Origin of the sequence: Burkholderia sp. CpTa8-5, from assembly GCF_017815045.1 — a bacterium.
Classification (GTDB): Bacteria; Pseudomonadota; Gammaproteobacteria; order Burkholderiales; family Burkholderiaceae; genus Burkholderia; species Burkholderia sola.
Genome location: NZ_JAGIQD010000037.1, coordinates 31,734 through 48,585 on the forward strand (window position 1 = coordinate 31,734; position 16,852 = coordinate 48,585).

Genomic DNA, 16,852 nt, shown 5'->3' on the forward strand with positions numbered 1-16,852 from the left:
GTCATTGTAGAACGTTCGGCGGGCCCCTCCGGTTGACCCATGCCGGTATTGCGCCGCTTTTGCGCCGCCTGTGCGTCACCTCGCCGCACGCCGCGGCGGCGGGACGAGCCGCCGCGGCCGGCGTCGCGGTGCAGGCCCGGCCAACCGACGTCGCGCTAGCGCTGCATCGACTCCCAGACCTTGTGCAGACGCTTGACAGAGACCGGCATCGGCGTGCGCAGTTCCTGCGCGAACAGCGAAATCCGCAGTTCCTCGAGCAGCCAGCGGAATTCCGCGAGCCGCGCATCGGCGACGCCGCCACGCTGAGACACCGCGCGCTGGTACTGCTGGGCCAGGGGCAGCAGGTCGGCCGACTGCTTCGCGTCGCGCGCCGGATCGGCCTTCAGCTTGTCGATCCGCAGCGCGATGCCCTTCAGGTAGCGCGGGAAATGCGCAAGCTGCGCGTAAGGCGTGTCGATCACGAAGCGCTTGCCGACCAGCGCGGCCAGTTGCTGCTGCAGGTCCGCATGGGCCTGCGCGAACGGCTTCGCCTGCGCGAGCTTCTTCACGAGCCCCGCGTATTCGGCCAGGATCTGTCCGACGAGCCGCGCGATTTCCTGCGCGAGCAGGTTCAGGCGGCTGCGGCCCTCGTCGCGGCGCGCGTGGAAGCTCGCGTCGTCGTCGGGCAGCGGGTCCTGCAGGCATGCGCGGTCGAGCGCCGTGTCGATCAGCTGGTCGCGCAGCTCGTCCTGCGTGCCGAGCGACATGTACTGCATCGCCATCTCGCGCAGGCCCGGCAGGTTCTTTTCCAGGAACTTGATCGGCTCCTTCAGCTGCAGCGCGAACAGCCGCCGCAAGCCGGCTCGGTGGATGCGCGCGGCCTCCTCCGGCGAATCGAACACCTCGACGTCGCAATGCGTGCCGCGGTCGACGAGCGCCGGATAGCCGTACAGCGTCTGGCCGCGCCGGCGAATTTCCAGCAGCTCGGGCAGCTTGCCGAAATTCCACGTCGTCAGGTTCTCGTACAGCGCGGTCGCGCCGGTTTCGGCCGGGGCGGCCGTCTGCGGCGCCGCGCCCTTGCCCGGCTTGCCGCCTCGCGCCGCCGAACCCGGCGGGGCGGCAGGCGCGGCCGTGTCGCCTGCGTCGCCCGCGCCCGCGTCGCCGCCGGTCGCGATCGTCGACGCCGCCGCAATCTTCTGGAACTGCTGTTGCGCCTGCGCGCCCAGCTCCTGGCGAAGCTGCGCGAGATTGCGCCCCATCGCGAGCTGGCGGCCGTGCTCGTCGATCACCTTGAAATTCATGAACAGGTGCGCGGGCAACGTCTCGAGCTTGAAGTCGGCCGTTTTCATCGCGACCTGCGTCTCGCCGCGCACGTCGGCGATCAGCGCCTCGACGAGGCCGCCCGCGCCGAAGCGCTCGCGCCCCATCCGCTCGACGAAACCGGCCGCGTACTCGGGCAGCGGCACGCAGTGCCGGCGCAGCTTCTGCGGCAGCGACTTCAGCAGCAACTGCACCTTCTCCTTCAGCATCCCGGGCACCAGCCACTCGCAGCGGCGCGCGTCGACCTGGTTCAGCGCGTAGAGCGGCACCGCGAGCGTCACGCCGTCGCGCGGCGTGCCGGGCTCGAAGTGGTACGTAAGCGCCATCTCGACGCCGGCCATCGTCGCGCGCTTCGGGAACAGGTCGGTCGTCACGCCGGCCGCCTCGTGACGCATCAGGTCGTCGCGCGACAGGTACAGCAGCCGCTGCTTGTCGTCGGGCAGACCGCCCTTCTTCACCTCGTCGCGATACCAGCGCTCGAACGCGACGCCCGTATGGATGCCTTCCGGGATCGCGTGGTCGTAGTACGCGTAGATCAGCTCGTCGTCGACCAGCACGTCCTGGCGGCGCGACTTGTGCTCGAGCTGCTCGATGTCGGCGAGCAGCTTGCGGTTGTGCGCGAAGAACGGCAGCTTCGTGTCGAATTCGCCTTCGACCAGCGCGCCGCGGATGAACAGCTCGCGTGCGCGCGCCGGGTCCTGCTTGCCGAACGCGACGCGCCGCCGGTGGTAGATCGGCAGCCCGTACAGCGTCGCACGCTCGAACGCGCTGACCTGCGCCGGACGCTTCTCCCAGTGCGGCTCCGACAGCGATTTCTTCAGCAGGTGCGCGCCGATCTTCTCGACCCACTCCGGCTCTATCTTCGCGAGGCAGCGCGCGTACAGCCGGCTCGTCTCGACGAGCTCGGCCGCCATCACCCAGCGGCCGGCCTTCTTCGCGAGCGCGGAGCCCGGCCACAGGTAGAACTTGATGCCGCGCGCGCCGAGGTAATGCGGATCGTCGTCGGCCTTCATCCCGAGGTTGCCGAGCAGGCCCGTCAACAGGGCCAGATGAATCTGCTCGTACGTGGCTTCGGCTTCGTTGAGCCGCCAGCCGTGCTCGCGCACCACCGTCAGCAGCTGCGAATGGACGTCGCGCCACTCGCGCAGCCGCAGGTGCGACAGGAAGTTCTGCCGGCACGCGTCGATCAGCTGGCGATTCGACTTCTTGTGCGCGACGGCCTCTTCGAACCACGCCCAGATCTTCAGCCACTGCAGGAATTCGGAGCGCTCGTCCGCGAACCGGCGATGCGCCTGGTCGGCCTGCTCCTGCGCTTCGATCGGGCGATCGCGCGGGTCCTGCACGGACAGCGCGCTCGCGATGATCAGCACCTCGCGCAACGACTGCTGGTCGCGCGCGGCGAGAATCATCCGGCCGACGCGCGGGTCGAGCGGCAGCCGCGCCAGCTCGCGGCCGAGCGGCGTCAGCGCGTTGTCGTCGTCGACCGCGCCGAGCTCGTTGAGCAACTGATAACCGTCCGCGATCGCGCGGCCGGGCGGCGGTTCGAGGAACGGGAACGATTCGATCGCGGTCAGGTGCAGCGACTTCATCCGCAGGATCACCGACGCGAGCGACGAGCGCAGGATTTCCGGATCGGTGAAGCGCGCACGCGCCTGATAGTCGCTTTCCTCGTACAAGCGGATGCACACGCCGTCGGCCACGCGGCCGCAGCGGCCCGCGCGCTGGTTCGCGGCGGCCTGCGAGATCGACTCGACCTGCAACTGCTCGACCTTGTTCCGGTACGAATAGCGCTTCACGCGTGCAAGGCCGGTATCGACCACGTAGCGGATGCCCGGCACCGTCAGCGAGGTTTCTGCCACGTTGGTCGCGAGCACGATCCGGCGCGCGTTCGACGCCTTGAACACCTTGTCCTGGTCGGCCGCCGACAGCCGCGCGAACAGCGGCAGGATCTCGGTGTGCGGCGGATGGTGCTTGCGCAGCGCCTCGGCCGCCTCGCGAATCTCGCGCTCGCCGGGCAGGAACACCAGCACGTCGCCGGGGCCTTCGCGGCACAGCTCGTCGACCGCGTCGACGATCGCGTCCATCAGGTCGCGTTCGGCTTCGCGCGCGCTCTTCACGCGATCGCGGCCGCCCGTGCCTTCGGCGTTCTTCACGGCCGGGCGATCCTCGGCCACCGGCCGGTAGCGCATCTCGACCGGGTACAGCCGCCCGCTCACCTCGATCACGGGCGCCGGACGTTCGTCGGTGCCGAAATGGCGCGCGAAGCGATCGGCGTCGATCGTCGCGGACGTGACGATCAGCTTCAGGTCCGGCCGCCGGGGCAGGATCTCCTTCAGGTAGCCGAGCAGGAAGTCGATGTTCAGGCTGCGCTCGTGCGCCTCGTCGATGATCAGCGTGTCGTACGCTTTCAGCAGCGGATCGGTCTGCGTCTCGGCGAGCAGGATGCCGTCCGTCATCAGCTTCACGGACGCGCCCGGCGCGAGATTGTCGGTGAAGCGCACCTTGTAGCCGACCACCTCGCCGAACGGCGTGCCGAGTTCCTCGGCGATGCGGCGGCCGGTCGACGACGCGGCCAGGCGCCGCGGCTGCGTATGGCCGATCAGGCCGGTGCCGCCGGCGCCGAGGCCGCGGCCGAGATCGAGACAGATCTTCGGCAACTGCGTGGTCTTGCCCGAGCCGGTTTCGCCGCAGACGATGACGACCTGATGACCGGCGATCGCGCGCGCGATTTCGTCGCGCTTGCCCGACACGGGCAGGCTTTCGGGGTAGGTGATCGGCGGGACGGGATTCGGCGGGACTGCCGCGCGCGGCGCACGCTCGCGGCGCGGGGCGCGCTCGCCGGTTGCCTGCGGCGCGCCCTTCGCGGCCGGCTGGCGCGCGTCGCCGCGCCGTTCGTCATGGCGCGGCCCGCGCGGCGCGGGTGCCGGCTTGCCCGCCGGCTTGTCCTGCTGCTGGCGCGGCGGCTGGCCCTGCTGCTCGCGCGCATCGGCCGCACCATCCGGGTGCTTCGCCGACGGCGTATTGGCCCGCGTCGGCGCGGGACTTTTAGAAACATTCGACATGGGGGCGCATTATAATCCCGCCCATGAATTCCCAAACCGACCTCCCTCCCGCCCAGACCGGCGCCGCGACGCCGCCGGCCGCCGACGATTCGGCCGCCAGCCACGCGCAGTTCGTCGACTGGATGCGCTCCGTCGCGCCCTATATCCACAAGTTCCGCAACAGCACGTTCGTCGTGGGGTTCGGCGGCGAGGTGGTGCAGCAGGGGCTGCTGAATGCGCTCGTGTCCGACATCGCGCTGCTGCAGGCGATGGGCATCCAGATCGTGCTGGTGCACGGCTCCCGCCCGCAGGTCGAGGAGCAGCTGAGCCTGCACGGTGTCGAATCCGAGTTTTCGCACGGGCTGCGCATCACCGATGCGCGCGCGCTCGAATCGGCGAAGGAAGCGGCCGGCGAAGTGCGCCTCGACATCGAGGCCGCGATCAGCCAGGGTCTGCCGAACTCGCCGATGGCGCACGCGCACATCAGCGTCGTGTCGGGCAACTTCGTGACCGCGCGGCCGGTGGGGATTCTCGACGGGGTCGATTTCGCGCACACGGGCATCGTGCGCAAGATCGACGCCGAATCGATCCGTCATTCGCTCGCGAGCCGCAAGCTCGTGCTGCTGTCGCCGCTCGGTTTCTCGCCGACCGGCGAGGCGTTCAACCTGTCGATGGAAGACGTCGCGTCGGCGGCCGCGATCGCGCTGCGCGCCGACAAGATCATCTTCCTGACCGAAGGGCCCGGCATCGTCGGCGACGAAGGCGAGCTGGTGCGTGAAATGTCGCTCGACGCGGCGGCCGAGCTGCTCGATTCCGGCAACATCCAGGGCGACGACGCATTCTTCCTCAAGCATTCGATCCGTGCATGCCGCGGCGGCGTGACCCGCGCGCACCTGATCCCGCAATCGCTCGACGGCAGCATGCTGCTCGAACTGTTCCTGCACGACGGCGTCGGCACGATGATCTCGTACGAGAACCTCGAGAGCCTGCGCGAGGCGACGCCGGACGACGTCGGCGGCATCCTGTCGCTGATCGAGCCGCTCGAGTCGGACGGCACGCTGGTGCGGCGCGGCCGCCACCAGATCGAACGCGACATCGACCACTTCTCGGTGATCGAGCACGATGGCGTGCTGTTCGGCTGCGCGGCGCTGTACCCGTACCAGCAGGAGAAGATCGGCGAGATGGCGTGCCTGACGGTCGCGCCGGAAGCGCAAGGCTCGGGCGACGGCGAACGTCTGCTCAAGCGCATCGAGCAGCGCGCCCGCGCGCGCGGCCTCACGCACATCTTCGTGCTCACGACGCGCACCGAGCACTGGTTCCTCAAGCGCGGTTTCGTCAAGGTCAGCGTCGACGACCTGCCGGAAGACCGCCGCAAACTCTATAACTGGCAGCGCAAGTCGCTCGTGCTGATGAAGCAGCTCTGAGCGCAGGCACGACTGCCCTTCCCCCCAGACCGATTACAGGAGAAGTACACGATGGCTCGAATGATCCAATGCGCGAAGCTCGGCAAGGAAGCCGAAGGCCTCGATTTCCCGCCGCTGCCGGGCGAACTCGGCAAGCGCATTTACGAGAGCGTCTCGAAGGAAGCGTGGCAAGGCTGGCTCAAGCAGCAGACGATGCTGATCAACGAAAACCGCCTGAACATGGCCGACCCGCGCGCACGCCAGTACCTGATGAAGCAGACGGAGAAGTACTTCTTCGGCGACGGCGCGGACCAGGCGTCCGGCTACGTGCCGCCGACGGAAGGCTAAAGCGACGCGACTCGCGACGGCCGCGCCGTACCGGCGGCGTCGCGACGTGAAGCCGATGTCCAGGCAAACGGCACCGTGTATCGCACGGTGCCGTTTGCTTTTGGGAATGCGTGGTCCGGCGCCAGCGAAGGCAACGCGACGCGCGGCCCGCCGGGCGCCCGATGCCGCGGAATCGCCGAATCGCCACCTCGCCGCATCGCACCGGCCTGCCCCGCTCAACCTGCCGGCTTCAACGTGCCGCGATCGTCGGGTTGCGCGGCTTCGCCTGCGAGGCTTCCCGCCCCCGTACTCTCGGTGCCCCACTCGGCCGCATCGCTGCGCTCGGCGCTCGACAGTTCGTCGGCGCGATACCCGGTGCGATCGAGCAGCGCCAGCATGCACGCGAGCGACACGAGCGCATAGAGCCCCGACGCGACCGCGACGCCGACGATGCTGCCGGTCGCGTTGAGGATCGCCTGTGCGAGCACCGGCGTGCCGCCGCCGACGACCAGCGCGCTCAACTGATACGCAAGCGACAGGCCCGTATAGCGGATGTTGGCCGGGAACACGCGCGCGAGCACGCCGCCGACCGCGCCGTAGAACATCGCCGACGGAATCGTCGAAATGCACATGCCCGCGACGGCGACCCAGTACGAACGCGTCGCGAGCGCATGGAACATCACCGGCATCAGCACGATCTCGGGAATCAGGATCCAGCACATCGCGCGCCGCATGTCGACTTTCGACACGAACCACGCGCCGACCGGCTGCATGAGGAATTGCACGACGAGCGAGATCGACAGGATGCCGAGGAACGTGCCCTGCGCGTAACCGAGCTCCCTGGTCGCCCACGACAGCGCGAACGTGCTGCGGAAATACGTGACGTTGATCACCGGCAGCGTGCCGGCCGCGAGCAGCACGACGACCCAGTGGTCGCGCACGACGTCGCGCAGCGGCAGCTTCACCGTGCGCTTGCGCGCGAGCACGCGCTGCATGTCGATCGACTCCTCGAGCCGCAGCCGGATCACCATCCCGATGATCACGAGCACCGCCGACAGCAGGAACGGAATGCGCCAGCCCCACATCAGGAACGACGGCGTCGGCAGCGCGCTCAGCGCGAAGAACACGGCCGTGGCCAGCAGGTTGCCGGTGGGCGAGCCCTGCTGCGCGAACGCCGCATACAGGATGCTGCGATGCTTCGGCGCATTCTCGCTCGCGATCAGCACCGCGCCGCCCCACTCGCCGCCGACCGCGATGCCCTGCAGCACGCGCAGCACGACGAGGCCCGCGGGCGCCCATACGCCGATCGACGCATAGCCGGGCAGCAGGCCGATGCCGGTCGTCGCGAGCCCCATCATCACCAGCGTGATCACGAGCGCGGTCTTGCGGCCGACGCGATCGCCGAGATGGCCGAACACGATCCCGCCGAGCGGCCGCGCGGCAAAGCCGGCCCAGAACGTGACGAACGCGAGCAGCGTCGCGACGCCGGGGTCCATCGTGCTCGAAAAGAACACCTTGCCGAACACGAGCGCGGCGGCCGTGCCGTAGATGTAGAAGTCGTACCACTCGATCGTGGTGCCGACGAACGCCGCGAGGGCGGCGCGGCCGGGCCGCGGCTGTGCGGCGGGCGGGGATTGCGGACGGCTCATCGATGTCTCCATGTTTGTTCGGCTGCGCGACTGTCGCGCGCGTTGCCGGGCGGCCGGCGTTGCGCCGCCGGCTGGCGGGATTGCGCTACGTTGCGTTGCCCCGGGGTTGCCGTCGATGTTGCGATCGGTCGGTTCGGGATGACTCTCATCTGCAGGGGCCCTCGCCCGTCACGTCTCGTCCGGCGCGACCTTCAGCACGCCGGCATGGAGCAGTTGCTGCTGGAGCGCGCGATCGATGCCGAGACGGTCGAGCACCGCGCGCGTGTCGCGGCCGAGCGCGGGTGGCGCCGACCGGTAGGTGGCCGGCGTGCGCGACAGCTTCACCGGCGACGCAGTGCCGCGATACGCGCCGATCTCGACGAACAGCTCGCGGTGCAGCGCATGGGGATCGCGCGCGACGTCGGCCACCGTGCGCACCGGCCCGCATGGCACGCCGGCCGCCATCAGGTCGCGCGCGAGCGGCTCGCACGCGTGCGCGGCGAGCCGCGCTTCCAGTTCGACCTTCAACTGCGGCCGGTGCGCGCAGCGGCTGCGGTTATCGACGAAGCGCGGGTCGCTGGCGAGCGCCGGCGCCCCGAGATGCGCGACGAGCCGCGCGAACTGCCGGTCGTTGCCCACCGCGAGGAAAATCGGCACGGTCGCCGTGCGGTAGCTGTCGTACGGTGCGATGTTCGGATGCGCGTTGCCGCTGCGTTCCGGCACGCGGCCCGACCCGAAGAAATTCGGCAGGTGCGGATGCAGCAGCGACACGCCGCAGTCGTACAGCGCCACGTCGATCGACTGGCCGCGCCCGCTCTTTTCGCGCTCCGCGAGCGCCAGCAGGATGCCGGCGAGCGCGTTCAGCCCCGTGACCATGTCGACGATCGGCAAGCCGATGCGTGTCGCGGCGCCGTCGCGCTCGCCGTTCACGCTCATCAGCCCGGCCATCGCCTGGATCACCGCGTCGTAGCCTGGCAGGCCGCCGAGCGGGCCGTCGTCGCCGAAGCCCGTCACCGCGCAATGGATCAGCCGCGGGAAGCGCGGCTGCAGGTCGCGTGCGTAATCCATCCCCCAGCGCGCGAGCGTCCCGGGCTTGAAGTTCTCGACGAGCACGTCGGCGTCTTCGAGCAGGCGCCACAGGATCGCGCGCCCTTCGTCGTGCGACAGGTCGAGCGCGAGCCCCTCCTTGTTGCGGTTCACGCCCATGAAGTACCAGGCCGTGTCGCCGAGGAACGGCGGCCCCCAGCCGCGCGTCTCGTCGCCGTCGGGCGGCTCGATCTTGATCACCGTCGCGCCGTGGTCGGCGAGCGCCTGCGTGCAGTACGGGCCGCCCAGCACGCGGCTCAGGTCGACGACCTTCAGGCCGTCCAGTGCGCCGCGCGTGGTGTTCGGCGTCGCCGCCTGTGTCGCTGTGATCGTGCTCATCGCTCGACCTCCGGCAGCAGGTCGAGCGCCATGTCGAGCGGCACCGGCGTGCCACGCAGCAGCGCATCGGACGCGGCCGATTCATCGTCGAGCGATGCCGGCGCGAGCGGATCGACCGGCAGCAGCTTGTGCCGCACGATCAGGTGCGCGAGCGCGAGACGCCTGAAATCCGGCGCGAGCCGCGCGCCCTCGCAGGCCATCAGCACGGCCGCGCTCGCGTAATACAGCGCGGACGCGGCCTGCCGCACGCGCGCGTCGTCGCCTTTGTCGGCGACCCGCATGAGCGCATCGCACGCCCGCGCCAGAATGCGCCGCAGCGCCGTGCGGCTCGCGTCGGGCAGCGGCGCCGCGCCCAGACGATCGCCGAGGAACGTGCGCAGCGCGTCGAGCGCATGTTCGCGCTGCGCGGCGCGCGCGACGTCGAGCGCGACGATGTTGCTCGTGCCTTCCCAGATCGAGCCGAGGTGCGCGTCGCGCACGAGCCGTGCGTCGCTCCATTCCTCGATATAGCCGGTGCCACCGCGCACTTCCATCGCGTCGCCCGTCACGCGGCGCGCGTCGCGGCAGGCGCGGAACTTGATCAGCGGTGTCAGGATCCGCACGCAGCGCGCCGCCTGCTCGTCGCCCGCATCCGCGTGCGGCAGCAGCAATGCGATCTGCATGAACATCGCGCGCGCGGCCTCGGCCGGCAGCAGCATCTTCATCAGCTGGCGCTGCATCAGCGGCATCTCGATCAGCTTGCGGCCGAACGCGTCGCGATGCGCGGCGACGTGCAGCGCTTCGTTCAGCGCGCGCCGCATCAGCCCGGCCGCGCGCACGCCGTTCGACAGACGCGACATGTTGATCATGTCGGCCATCTGGTGAAAGCCGCGGCCGATCTCGCCGATCAGGTAGGCCTGCGCGCCTTCGAGCGCGATCTCGCCGCTCGCCATCGAACGGCTGCCGAGCTTGTCCTTCAGGCGCACGATCCGGTAGCGGTTGCGCGTGCCGTCCGGCAGCGTCTTCGGCAGCAGGAACAGCGCGAGACCCTTGATGCCGTCCGGCGCGCCGTCGGGCCGCGCGAGCACCATCGCGAGATCGGCGTCCGCGTTCGAACAGAACCACTTGTCGCCGGTCAGGCGCCAGACGGTCTCGCCGTGCGCGTCGGTTTCGCGGGTCGCGCGCGTCGCGATCCGGCCGACGTCGGAGCCCGCCGCCTGCTCGGTCATGAACATCGCGCCCTGATACAGCGTGTCGAAGTCGCGCGACGCGAGCCTCGGCAGGTAGCGCGCGACGAGCTCGGGATCGCCGAAGCGGCGCAGCGTGCGCGTCAGCGAATCGGTCATGCTGACCGGGCAGCACAATCCGAATTCCGCCTGCACGAACAGGAACGTCAGCGCGTACTTGACGAGCGGCGGCACCGCGTCGGGCTGATGGCTCAGCGACGCGAGCCCGAGTTCCGCATACGCGACACGTTCGAGCGCGACGTACGCCGGATCCTTGTCGATCCGCTGCACGGCCTCGCCGCGCCGGTTGCGATGCTCGAGCACGGGCGGATGCTTGTCCGCACGCGACGCCCATTCGTCGAGTTCGCCCGATACGCGCGCGCCGAGCGCGCGCAGCCGCGGCTCGAGTTCGGCATAGTGCGCGTCGCCGAGATGCAGCTTCAGCAACGCGCCGAGATCAGGATCGACGGTGAAGAAATTGAGACCCCGGCTGTCGGGGATATTGGATGCGCCGGGGTCCGGCGTGCGAGCGGTGTCGTTCATGCGTGCGTCTCCTGGATTGCCTGCGCAGGTGCCCGGGCCGCGTGCCGCAACGCCCGGCCGGTCCTGCGTCAAGCCTTCCGAAGAGCGTAGGCGTGCGGTCGATAAGCGTCCAATACAGGATTTATCCGGTACGATAGATATCGCTTATCGATGCCGACGCCGGGAGGAGACACCGTGGAACTGAGGCAGTTGCGCTACTTCGTGGCGGTCGCCGAGGAGCTGCATTTCGGGCGCGCGGCGAAGCGCCTGTTCATCTCGCAGCCAGCGCTGAGTTTCGACATCCGCAAGTTCGAGGACGCGCTCGGCGTGCAGCTCTTCTCGCGCACCAACAAGACCGTCGCGCTGACCAACGCGGGCGAGGTGCTGCTCGGCGAAGCGCGCCGGCTGCTGCTGCAGGCGACCGAAGCCGAGCGCCTGACGGTGCGCTCCGCATCGGGCCTCGCGGGCCGGCTGCGGATCGGCTTCGTCCACTCGATGCTGTATCGCGGGCTGCCCGATGCGGTGCGGCGCTTCGAGGCCGACTATCCGGGCGTCGAAGTCGTGCTGAGCGAGATGAACACGCACACGCAGGTGCAGGCGATCCAGCGCGGCCAGATCGATCTCGGCTATGCGCACTGGGGCCGCTTTCCGCCCGACGTCGAATCGGCGCCCGTCTATGCGGAGCCGTTCGTGTGCTGCCTGCCGGCCGCGCATCCGCTCGCGCGGCGCCGGCAGATCGCGCTCGCCGCGCTCGCGACGGAACCGTTCATCCTGTTTCCGCGCGACGCCGCGCCGCACTATCACGACCTGATCATCGCGCAGTGCGTGAACGCGGGATTCAGCCCGCTGATCCGCCACGAGGCCCGGCTGTGGCAGACGATCCTGTCGATGATCGAGTTCGGGATGGGCATCGCGCTGGTGCCGCGCGTGCTGCAGCAGGCGAAAAGCGACCGGCTCGCGTTCGTGCCGCTGAAGGACGCGTCGCTCGAATCGCGCACGCTCGCGCTGAAACGCAGCGGCACCGCCGAACCGGTCGCGCTGCGCTTTGCCGGCTACGTGCGCGCATCGATCGACGCGCTGTCGGCGCTCGCGGGCTGAGCATGCGGCCTGAGAACCGGTGCTTGCGGCTATTTGAAAAAATTTGCAGAAAGGGCTTTACGAACCCCAAAAGCTCTGACATAATTTGATTCTTCTTTGGGCGGTTAGCTCAGCGGTAGAGCACTGCCTTCACACGGCAGGGGTCACTGGTTCGATCCCAGTACCGCCCACCAAAGATTCGAAGGGCCGGCAATCGCCGGCCCTTCTTGCTTTCCGGGCCAGCACTTGGCGAAATGTTCGTTAAGTGGCCTCTCGCCCAACCGGATTGTTGCCACATTCTTGTCACACTTCTTCTTCGAGGTGTCTGGTGCCAAGCCGATCTTCACGAGTTCAAGCCGGCCAGCGCGCACCAAGTTGTAGACGGTCGCCCTCGAGACGCCCAATCGCTGTATCACATCGGCAACGCGATATAACCGGTCGGTGTGCAGCTGCGGCGTCACTGGCGCGGCGGGGTTCCGCTGCTCCTGTCGATGCGCCGGTGTCGGCCGGCGGCCACACCCGCCTTGAAAGTCTTCAATACGTAGGGCATGGCCCTTCCTTCGAGGTCGATCACGACAAACAGCGCCCCGCCCTTTCCGGCGAGGCGCGCACGTGTTCAGTCCCAGCCAATAGCCTTGTTGATCGCGATGTCGAGTTCGTCGGTTGCTGCCTCGGCCCGTTGCCAAAACCACTCAGCGCCTGGGACGGTATCGAGGACGATCTTCTGCTCGAGCGCACCGCGCAGCGCGTAGATGCACGTCCGGAGTTCGCCCTGCAGTGCATGGATTGTGGCGATGTCACGTGACGACACCGAAATTTGATCAGGAATACTACCGATATGGAAAGCGTTCTCGGAAACGTGGAACGTCATGATGGGCTCCGTATGCGATCGCATCGCCCCGCTGTCAAACGGGGTGGGCAGCGACAAGCGGAGTTGACAGACCGGGGCATACGGAACCCGGCAGGCCGAAGCATCTCCACTCGCGCCACCCATAGAAGATGCGTAATCTCAGACGAAGAAAACCACCACTGCGAGCGGTTTACCGCCCCATGCATTCGGGCTGTCAACGTTGTTTGGGTCGACGGGTTCAGCACAGGGCACGCGAAAGCAAAATTGCAACAAAATCAGTATGTTATGAAACTCTTTACGACATGTACAGGTCTGCTTGACATCGTGTTAGCGGCCGGTGAGACCTGACTGAAACGGCTCCTTCACGCCTACTAGAATCCGAATCGCCTTAGGCGGCACTTCATCATTGCGTATCGCCTGCATACGCGAAATGACGTGCACATTACTTAACAGGGCTACAAGTTGAAGCACCGCCGGCGGTGTTTCACCCGCTCCTGTATGGATTGGGTTGAGGTGAACAGACACGCCTGTCGGAATCTGCTTGAACATCGCTTGATAGACATCGGAATCACCGCATTGCCAGCCTGCATCGCGTAACACCTGAGCTATCTGCTGACCGAATTGCTTTCCGTCTGCGTCGCCCATCACCGAAACGATTTGCAAATGTTGCCCTTTGAACGGCATTGCAGCCGCAAGAATTGCGGAAGCTTGGCTCTTCGACAGAGTTCGCCACATCAATTGCGACTGCAGGCGCAGGTTTTCGGCAGTAAGTCGTGCCGTTTCTTTATCAAGTTGCGCTGCACGCAACACCGCATCCGCGGCGCTTTTACCCGCCTCCTTCGCTTTCTCGTTGGCAACGGCGATTTGGAGGCTGGCGTCCGACTGATACTTGGCTAACGCGCGATCCTTCCTCTCGGAGATCCTTTCGTTCAATTTGAACTGCATATAGCCCGAAACTATCGTCACAACAGTAAAGAAGGCAGCGAGCGCACCCGCCACGTAATAGACCTTGTTTACCCAATCGAGCAAACCTTCATCAGACACCCCCGGCATCAGTCGCACTCCCGTCGCTAATATGAATGTGTTACGTGCGGTATTTTCGCACGGCACTGAGCGCCCGCACTTGCGCAGCGCCTTTCCTTTTAAACTTGACTTACAACCATAGTCCAAATCTCTTTCGCTTGGGGCCACGCTTGAATCGCTGCAGCTGTTACGGAAAGCACCGTCAGTATGCCAAGAGCAATTTGAATATTGCGATTTGTCTTATGCCGTCGCTCCTCGTTTTCGTAATTGTGCAAAGCTGTCAGCGCGCGCGGATGCAACACGAACATCATGTCTCGGCGCTCGAGCAGCCCCTCGTCGGCAAGTGAACGGAGTACTAGGTCGTAATAGGCGTAGCGTCTGTCGCGCCGTGGATGAAAGACCGAACGCATTCCATGAAGGTGTGTAGCCAATGTGATCGCGCCAACGCCACCTCGCTGGCCTTCGATCTCCCTCGAAACAATGTGCTTCAGCACCGTCAATCGATCAACAGTCGTCGATGATCGCCGGTTATACAACCGCTGCAGCAATCCATCTAACGCGACTACCAGCCGATAAATCCCGAACAAGTTGCGTAATTCGAATTCCATCGGGGAGGTGGTGAAAAACTCGTGCATGCGCAGGTAATAGCGAAACTCGACGGTCGCACCTTCAATGTCGCACCAACGGACCGTCCGTGCTTCGTCATATGCGGTCCCGTTCCATCAGAATCCCTCGACACCCTGAGAATTAACCCTGAACAACAACAGGCCCCACGCCTGGTCACCGCCTCGACTCGTGCTCTCCACGTGGTAGTAATCACGAAATACTGTGCGAAGACCTGATAAAGGGATTGGATTCGGCGCCAAGCGGCTCGCGGCACCCGTCAATGCGCGGCGAAGAAAGAAATTGCGGAACATAGCGCCCCCGGTATTTTATTGAACGCCTTTCGGTGTCGCTACGTTATCACCCCGCGTGCCGCGTCAAAGCGTCGAGATAAAGCAGCACGCTAGAATGTGCTCACAGACGACAACGCAACGGGGGCGCTGTGATTCCAACTCGACGCTATGCATTCGCCGCGTGCGTGAGCGCGGTGATAGTCTTCTCGGCGCCCGCCGACGCGCAAGCAGTCAACGCTCGTGCACGCCTCGTCACGACCTGGCAAGCAAAGGATCTCACGGGTAAATCGGCGGCCGTAGAGCGCCTCGCTGCACTCGAAGAAATGGACGAAGTTTACGACCGTCCCGGCGACAACTGCACGCAATTCATCGGGCCCGTCACCGTCGAGGGCATCCAGTTCACACCGAGCGGCGGCACTCTCGAAACGTTTCGATTCACTGACAAGAACGGAACCCAATGGTCCGTGCCAACGAACATCGGCCGCCTATCGAACGTCGACCGACAACGCGCGAACAGCCTCATCCGCGTCGGTAAGCGCTACCTCGTGCACGTACAGGTGTGCGGCAGCGGCGGAATCGCAAGCTTAGGCCGTGTCCGACGCCTAGTTTGGACGGGGGCTGGCGCCGGCGATACGGAACCAATCGAAATGCTATGAAAGCAATTCGACGGGACAGAACTTTCCGTATCGTTCACATCTGAAGGTCGCGCGGGCACAGGCGCACTCCGCTATAGCCGGGATGCATCGGTGTCTTATCTCGACCGGCTCCGCATCTGTCCGACACGCTAAGGCGCACCGCCGACGTTCCCAGGACTAACGCTTGCGCCGTCGCGGATCGATGCCATTTTGTTCGAGTAGCTTTCGCAAGCGGGCGTTATCGCCCCATAGCGTTGCGAACGCGATCAGCATCATGACGGTGGGGAACCATTCGCCGGTTCCGGCGATGATGGCCCAAGCGACGGCGAAACAGACTATCGCCGTGCCGATGAGAAGTAGGCGGTCGGCAATCCACTTCATCGCGCACCTCGGATCGCCGTGTTCATCTTCAACCCGAAATAGCTATGCGGGCCGGGCGCGAGAACCTCCGGATGCCGCAGGATTTGGGCCATGACGAGCGGATGAATCGCCAGCCCATAGCGTGTGCCCCATCGAGCGACTGCAAGCGACGTGTTCGCGTTGCCCTTGCCTGCGCCGCACGCCAATGTCGAATCGGTTGCGACCATCAGGCTACCGATGACCGCGCCCAGATAAGCGCTGCCAAGGATCGAGCCGACAACACCGACCTTTTCGACTAGCGTAGTCGCACCGAGCATTTCGCCCACCGTCGCGTCGGGGCCAAGCGCCTTTAGCGTCCCCATCATCGTACTGACAGCCGCAACCGACGTTTGTACCGTCGCGAAAAGCGTTGTCGGAACGGGCATATGCAGCGCGGTCATGTTCGTCTGGAAGGCTTCAAAGAAGCTCGGGCATGTCGGCATGGGTAGCTCCCCGGATCAAGCGCATGATTTTCGCATACCTGCCACGTCGGCCTACCTCTCACCGTTGACAGGCAATTCACTAGACCAGCGGCAGTTTGTTCATTGGCGCTACGAAAGAACGAGCCCGATTCGCCTTTTACCTGCGACGGCGCCCACCAAAGAATTCAAGGGCCTGCGTCTCACGACGCAGGCCCTTTTCGTTTTGGCGGCGCGCGTGTCCGCCCCGATACGGGCGCCGCGTCATTCGACGCCGCGCCTTCCGCACGCAGGTGTACCGTGCTTACCGCATGTCCCCCACCCGCTCCGCCGTCGCATCGAATGCGCGCTTCGCCTTGTCGACGATCTCGTCTACCTCCGCCTCGCGGATCACGAGCGGCGGCGACAGCAGCATCCGGTCGCCGGTCGCGCGCATGATCAGGTTGCCGTTGAAGCAGAAGTCGCGGCAGATCGTGCCGATATCGACACTCGCATCGAACCGCTCGCGCCGCTCACGATCGCGCGCAAGCTGAACGCCAGCAACCAACCCGCTCCCCGCGATCTCGCCGACGATCGGATGGTCGCCCAGCGCGTCGCGCAGCCGGCGCTGGAAATACGGCCCGATATCGGTCTTCACGCGCTCGACGATCCCCTCGTCGCGCAGCAGCTTCAGGTTCGCGACCGCGACGGCCGCCGCCACCGG

Annotated in this window: 14 protein-coding genes and 1 tRNA gene; 5 read left to right on the forward strand and 10 right to left on the reverse strand. The window is 66.3% G+C overall.

Annotated features, from left to right (window positions below):
• Positions 1-155 precede the first annotated feature (155 nt).
• Positions 156-4,361: an ATP-dependent RNA helicase HrpA gene (gene hrpA, locus J8I35_RS31595; RefSeq protein ID WP_209928891.1), complete on the reverse strand. Its 4,206-nt coding sequence runs from the start codon at positions 4,359-4,361 to the stop codon at positions 156-158.
• 23 nt (positions 4,362-4,384) lie between these two features.
• Between hrpA and argA the strand changes: the two genes are divergently transcribed.
• Together argA and J8I35_RS31605 are read left to right on the forward strand one after the other, a co-directional pair.
• Complete coding sequence (argA, locus tag J8I35_RS31600; RefSeq protein WP_050013028.1) at positions 4,385-5,764, forward strand: amino-acid N-acetyltransferase; 1,380 nt, start codon at positions 4,385-4,387, stop codon at positions 5,762-5,764.
• A gap of 51 nt (positions 5,765-5,815) precedes the next feature.
• Entirely contained in the window at positions 5,816-6,091 is a 276-nt protein-coding gene (locus tag J8I35_RS31605; RefSeq protein WP_006478357.1) for an oxidative damage protection protein, read from the forward strand.
• 215 nt (positions 6,092-6,306) lie between these two features.
• On the opposite strand, the gene J8I35_RS31610 is transcribed toward J8I35_RS31605, so the two are convergent.
• From J8I35_RS31610 to J8I35_RS31620, 3 genes are all read right to left on the reverse strand, one after another.
• Positions 6,307-7,719, reverse strand: a complete 1,413-nt coding sequence (locus J8I35_RS31610; RefSeq protein ID WP_209928895.1) for an MFS transporter — start codon at positions 7,717-7,719, stop codon at positions 6,307-6,309.
• A 168-nt stretch (positions 7,720-7,887) separates the two neighbouring features.
• Complete coding sequence (locus tag J8I35_RS31615) at positions 7,888-9,123, reverse strand: CoA transferase (protein ID WP_209928898.1); 1,236 nt, start codon at positions 9,121-9,123, stop codon at positions 7,888-7,890.
• Complete coding sequence (locus J8I35_RS31620) at positions 9,120-10,871, reverse strand: acyl-CoA dehydrogenase family protein (protein ID WP_124631430.1); 1,752 nt, start codon at positions 10,869-10,871, stop codon at positions 9,120-9,122. Before J8I35_RS31620 ends, J8I35_RS31615 begins: the two co-directional genes overlap by 4 nt.
• A gap of 174 nt (positions 10,872-11,045) precedes the next feature.
• On the opposite strand from J8I35_RS31620, the gene J8I35_RS31625 reads away from it, so the two are divergent.
• On the forward strand, positions 11,046-11,948 hold the full coding sequence (locus tag J8I35_RS31625) for a LysR family transcriptional regulator (RefSeq protein WP_209928900.1): 903 nt from the start codon (positions 11,046-11,048) through the stop codon (positions 11,946-11,948).
• A gap of 98 nt (positions 11,949-12,046) precedes the next feature.
• A tRNA-Val gene (locus J8I35_RS31630) sits at positions 12,047-12,121 on the forward strand.
• 422 nt (positions 12,122-12,543) lie between these two features.
• Here J8I35_RS31630 and J8I35_RS31640 read toward each other — a convergent pair.
• The 3 genes from J8I35_RS31640 to J8I35_RS31650 all read right to left on the reverse strand — a co-directional run bounded on the left by J8I35_RS31640 (position 12,544) and on the right by J8I35_RS31650 (position 14,408).
• On the reverse strand, positions 12,544-12,798 hold the full coding sequence (locus J8I35_RS31640; protein WP_124631432.1) for a hypothetical protein: 255 nt from the start codon (positions 12,796-12,798) through the stop codon (positions 12,544-12,546).
• Positions 12,799-13,104: 306 nt separating this feature from the next.
• Entirely contained in the window at positions 13,105-13,821 is a 717-nt protein-coding gene (locus tag J8I35_RS31645) for a hypothetical protein (protein ID WP_209928904.1), read from the reverse strand.
• A gap of 98 nt (positions 13,822-13,919) precedes the next feature.
• Positions 13,920-14,408 carry a hypothetical protein gene (locus J8I35_RS31650; RefSeq protein ID WP_209928906.1) on the reverse strand — a complete coding sequence of 163 codons (489 nt, stop codon included), beginning with the start codon at positions 14,406-14,408 and terminating at the stop codon, positions 13,920-13,922.
• 437 nt (positions 14,409-14,845) lie between these two features.
• Between J8I35_RS31650 and J8I35_RS31655 the strand changes: the two genes are divergently transcribed.
• On the forward strand, positions 14,846-15,352 hold the full coding sequence (locus J8I35_RS31655; protein WP_209928908.1) for a hypothetical protein: 507 nt from the start codon (positions 14,846-14,848) through the stop codon (positions 15,350-15,352).
• Between the two features lie 156 nt (positions 15,353-15,508).
• Here the strand turns inward: J8I35_RS31655 and J8I35_RS31660 are convergent, their stop codons facing one another.
• From J8I35_RS31660 to J8I35_RS31670, 3 genes are all read right to left on the reverse strand, one after another.
• Positions 15,509-15,712: a hypothetical protein gene (locus tag J8I35_RS31660; protein ID WP_124557644.1), complete on the reverse strand. Its 204-nt coding sequence runs from the start codon at positions 15,710-15,712 to the stop codon at positions 15,509-15,511.
• Entirely contained in the window at positions 15,709-16,173 is a 465-nt protein-coding gene (locus tag J8I35_RS31665) for a hypothetical protein (protein WP_176016047.1), read from the reverse strand. Before J8I35_RS31665 ends, J8I35_RS31660 begins: the two co-directional genes overlap by 4 nt.
• Positions 16,174-16,453: 280 nt before the next feature.
• The coding region (locus J8I35_RS31670) for an aminotransferase class III-fold pyridoxal phosphate-dependent enzyme (RefSeq protein WP_209928913.1) at positions 16,454-16,852 on the reverse strand (399 nt) is incomplete at its 5' end.

Bases quoted from the DNA above. Each gene is read 5' to 3' on its own strand.
- hrpA (WP_209928891.1), bottom strand. From the start codon at position 4,361: ATGTCGAATGTTTCTAAAAGTCCCGCGCCGACGCGGGCCAATACGCCG.
- argA (WP_050013028.1), top strand. From the start codon at position 4,385: ATGAATTCCCAAACCGACCTCCCTCCCGCCCAGACCGGCGCCGCGACG.
- J8I35_RS31605 (WP_006478357.1), top strand. From the start codon at position 5,816: ATGGCTCGAATGATCCAATGCGCGAAGCTCGGCAAGGAAGCCGAAGGC.
- J8I35_RS31610 (WP_209928895.1), bottom strand. From the start codon at position 7,719: ATGAGCCGTCCGCAATCCCCGCCCGCCGCACAGCCGCGGCCCGGCCGC.
- J8I35_RS31615 (WP_209928898.1), bottom strand. From the start codon at position 9,123: ATGAGCACGATCACAGCGACACAGGCGGCGACGCCGAACACCACGCGC.
- J8I35_RS31620 (WP_124631430.1), bottom strand. From the start codon at position 10,871: ATGAACGACACCGCTCGCACGCCGGACCCCGGCGCATCCAATATCCCC.
- J8I35_RS31640 (WP_124631432.1), bottom strand. From the start codon at position 12,798: ATGACGTTCCACGTTTCCGAGAACGCTTTCCATATCGGTAGTATTCCT.
- J8I35_RS31650 (WP_209928906.1), bottom strand. From the start codon at position 14,408: ATGGAATTCGAATTACGCAACTTGTTCGGGATTTATCGGCTGGTAGTC.
- J8I35_RS31660 (WP_124557644.1), bottom strand. From the start codon at position 15,712: ATGAAGTGGATTGCCGACCGCCTACTTCTCATCGGCACGGCGATAGTC.
- J8I35_RS31665 (WP_176016047.1), bottom strand. From the start codon at position 16,173: ATGCCGACATGCCCGAGCTTCTTTGAAGCCTTCCAGACGAACATGACC.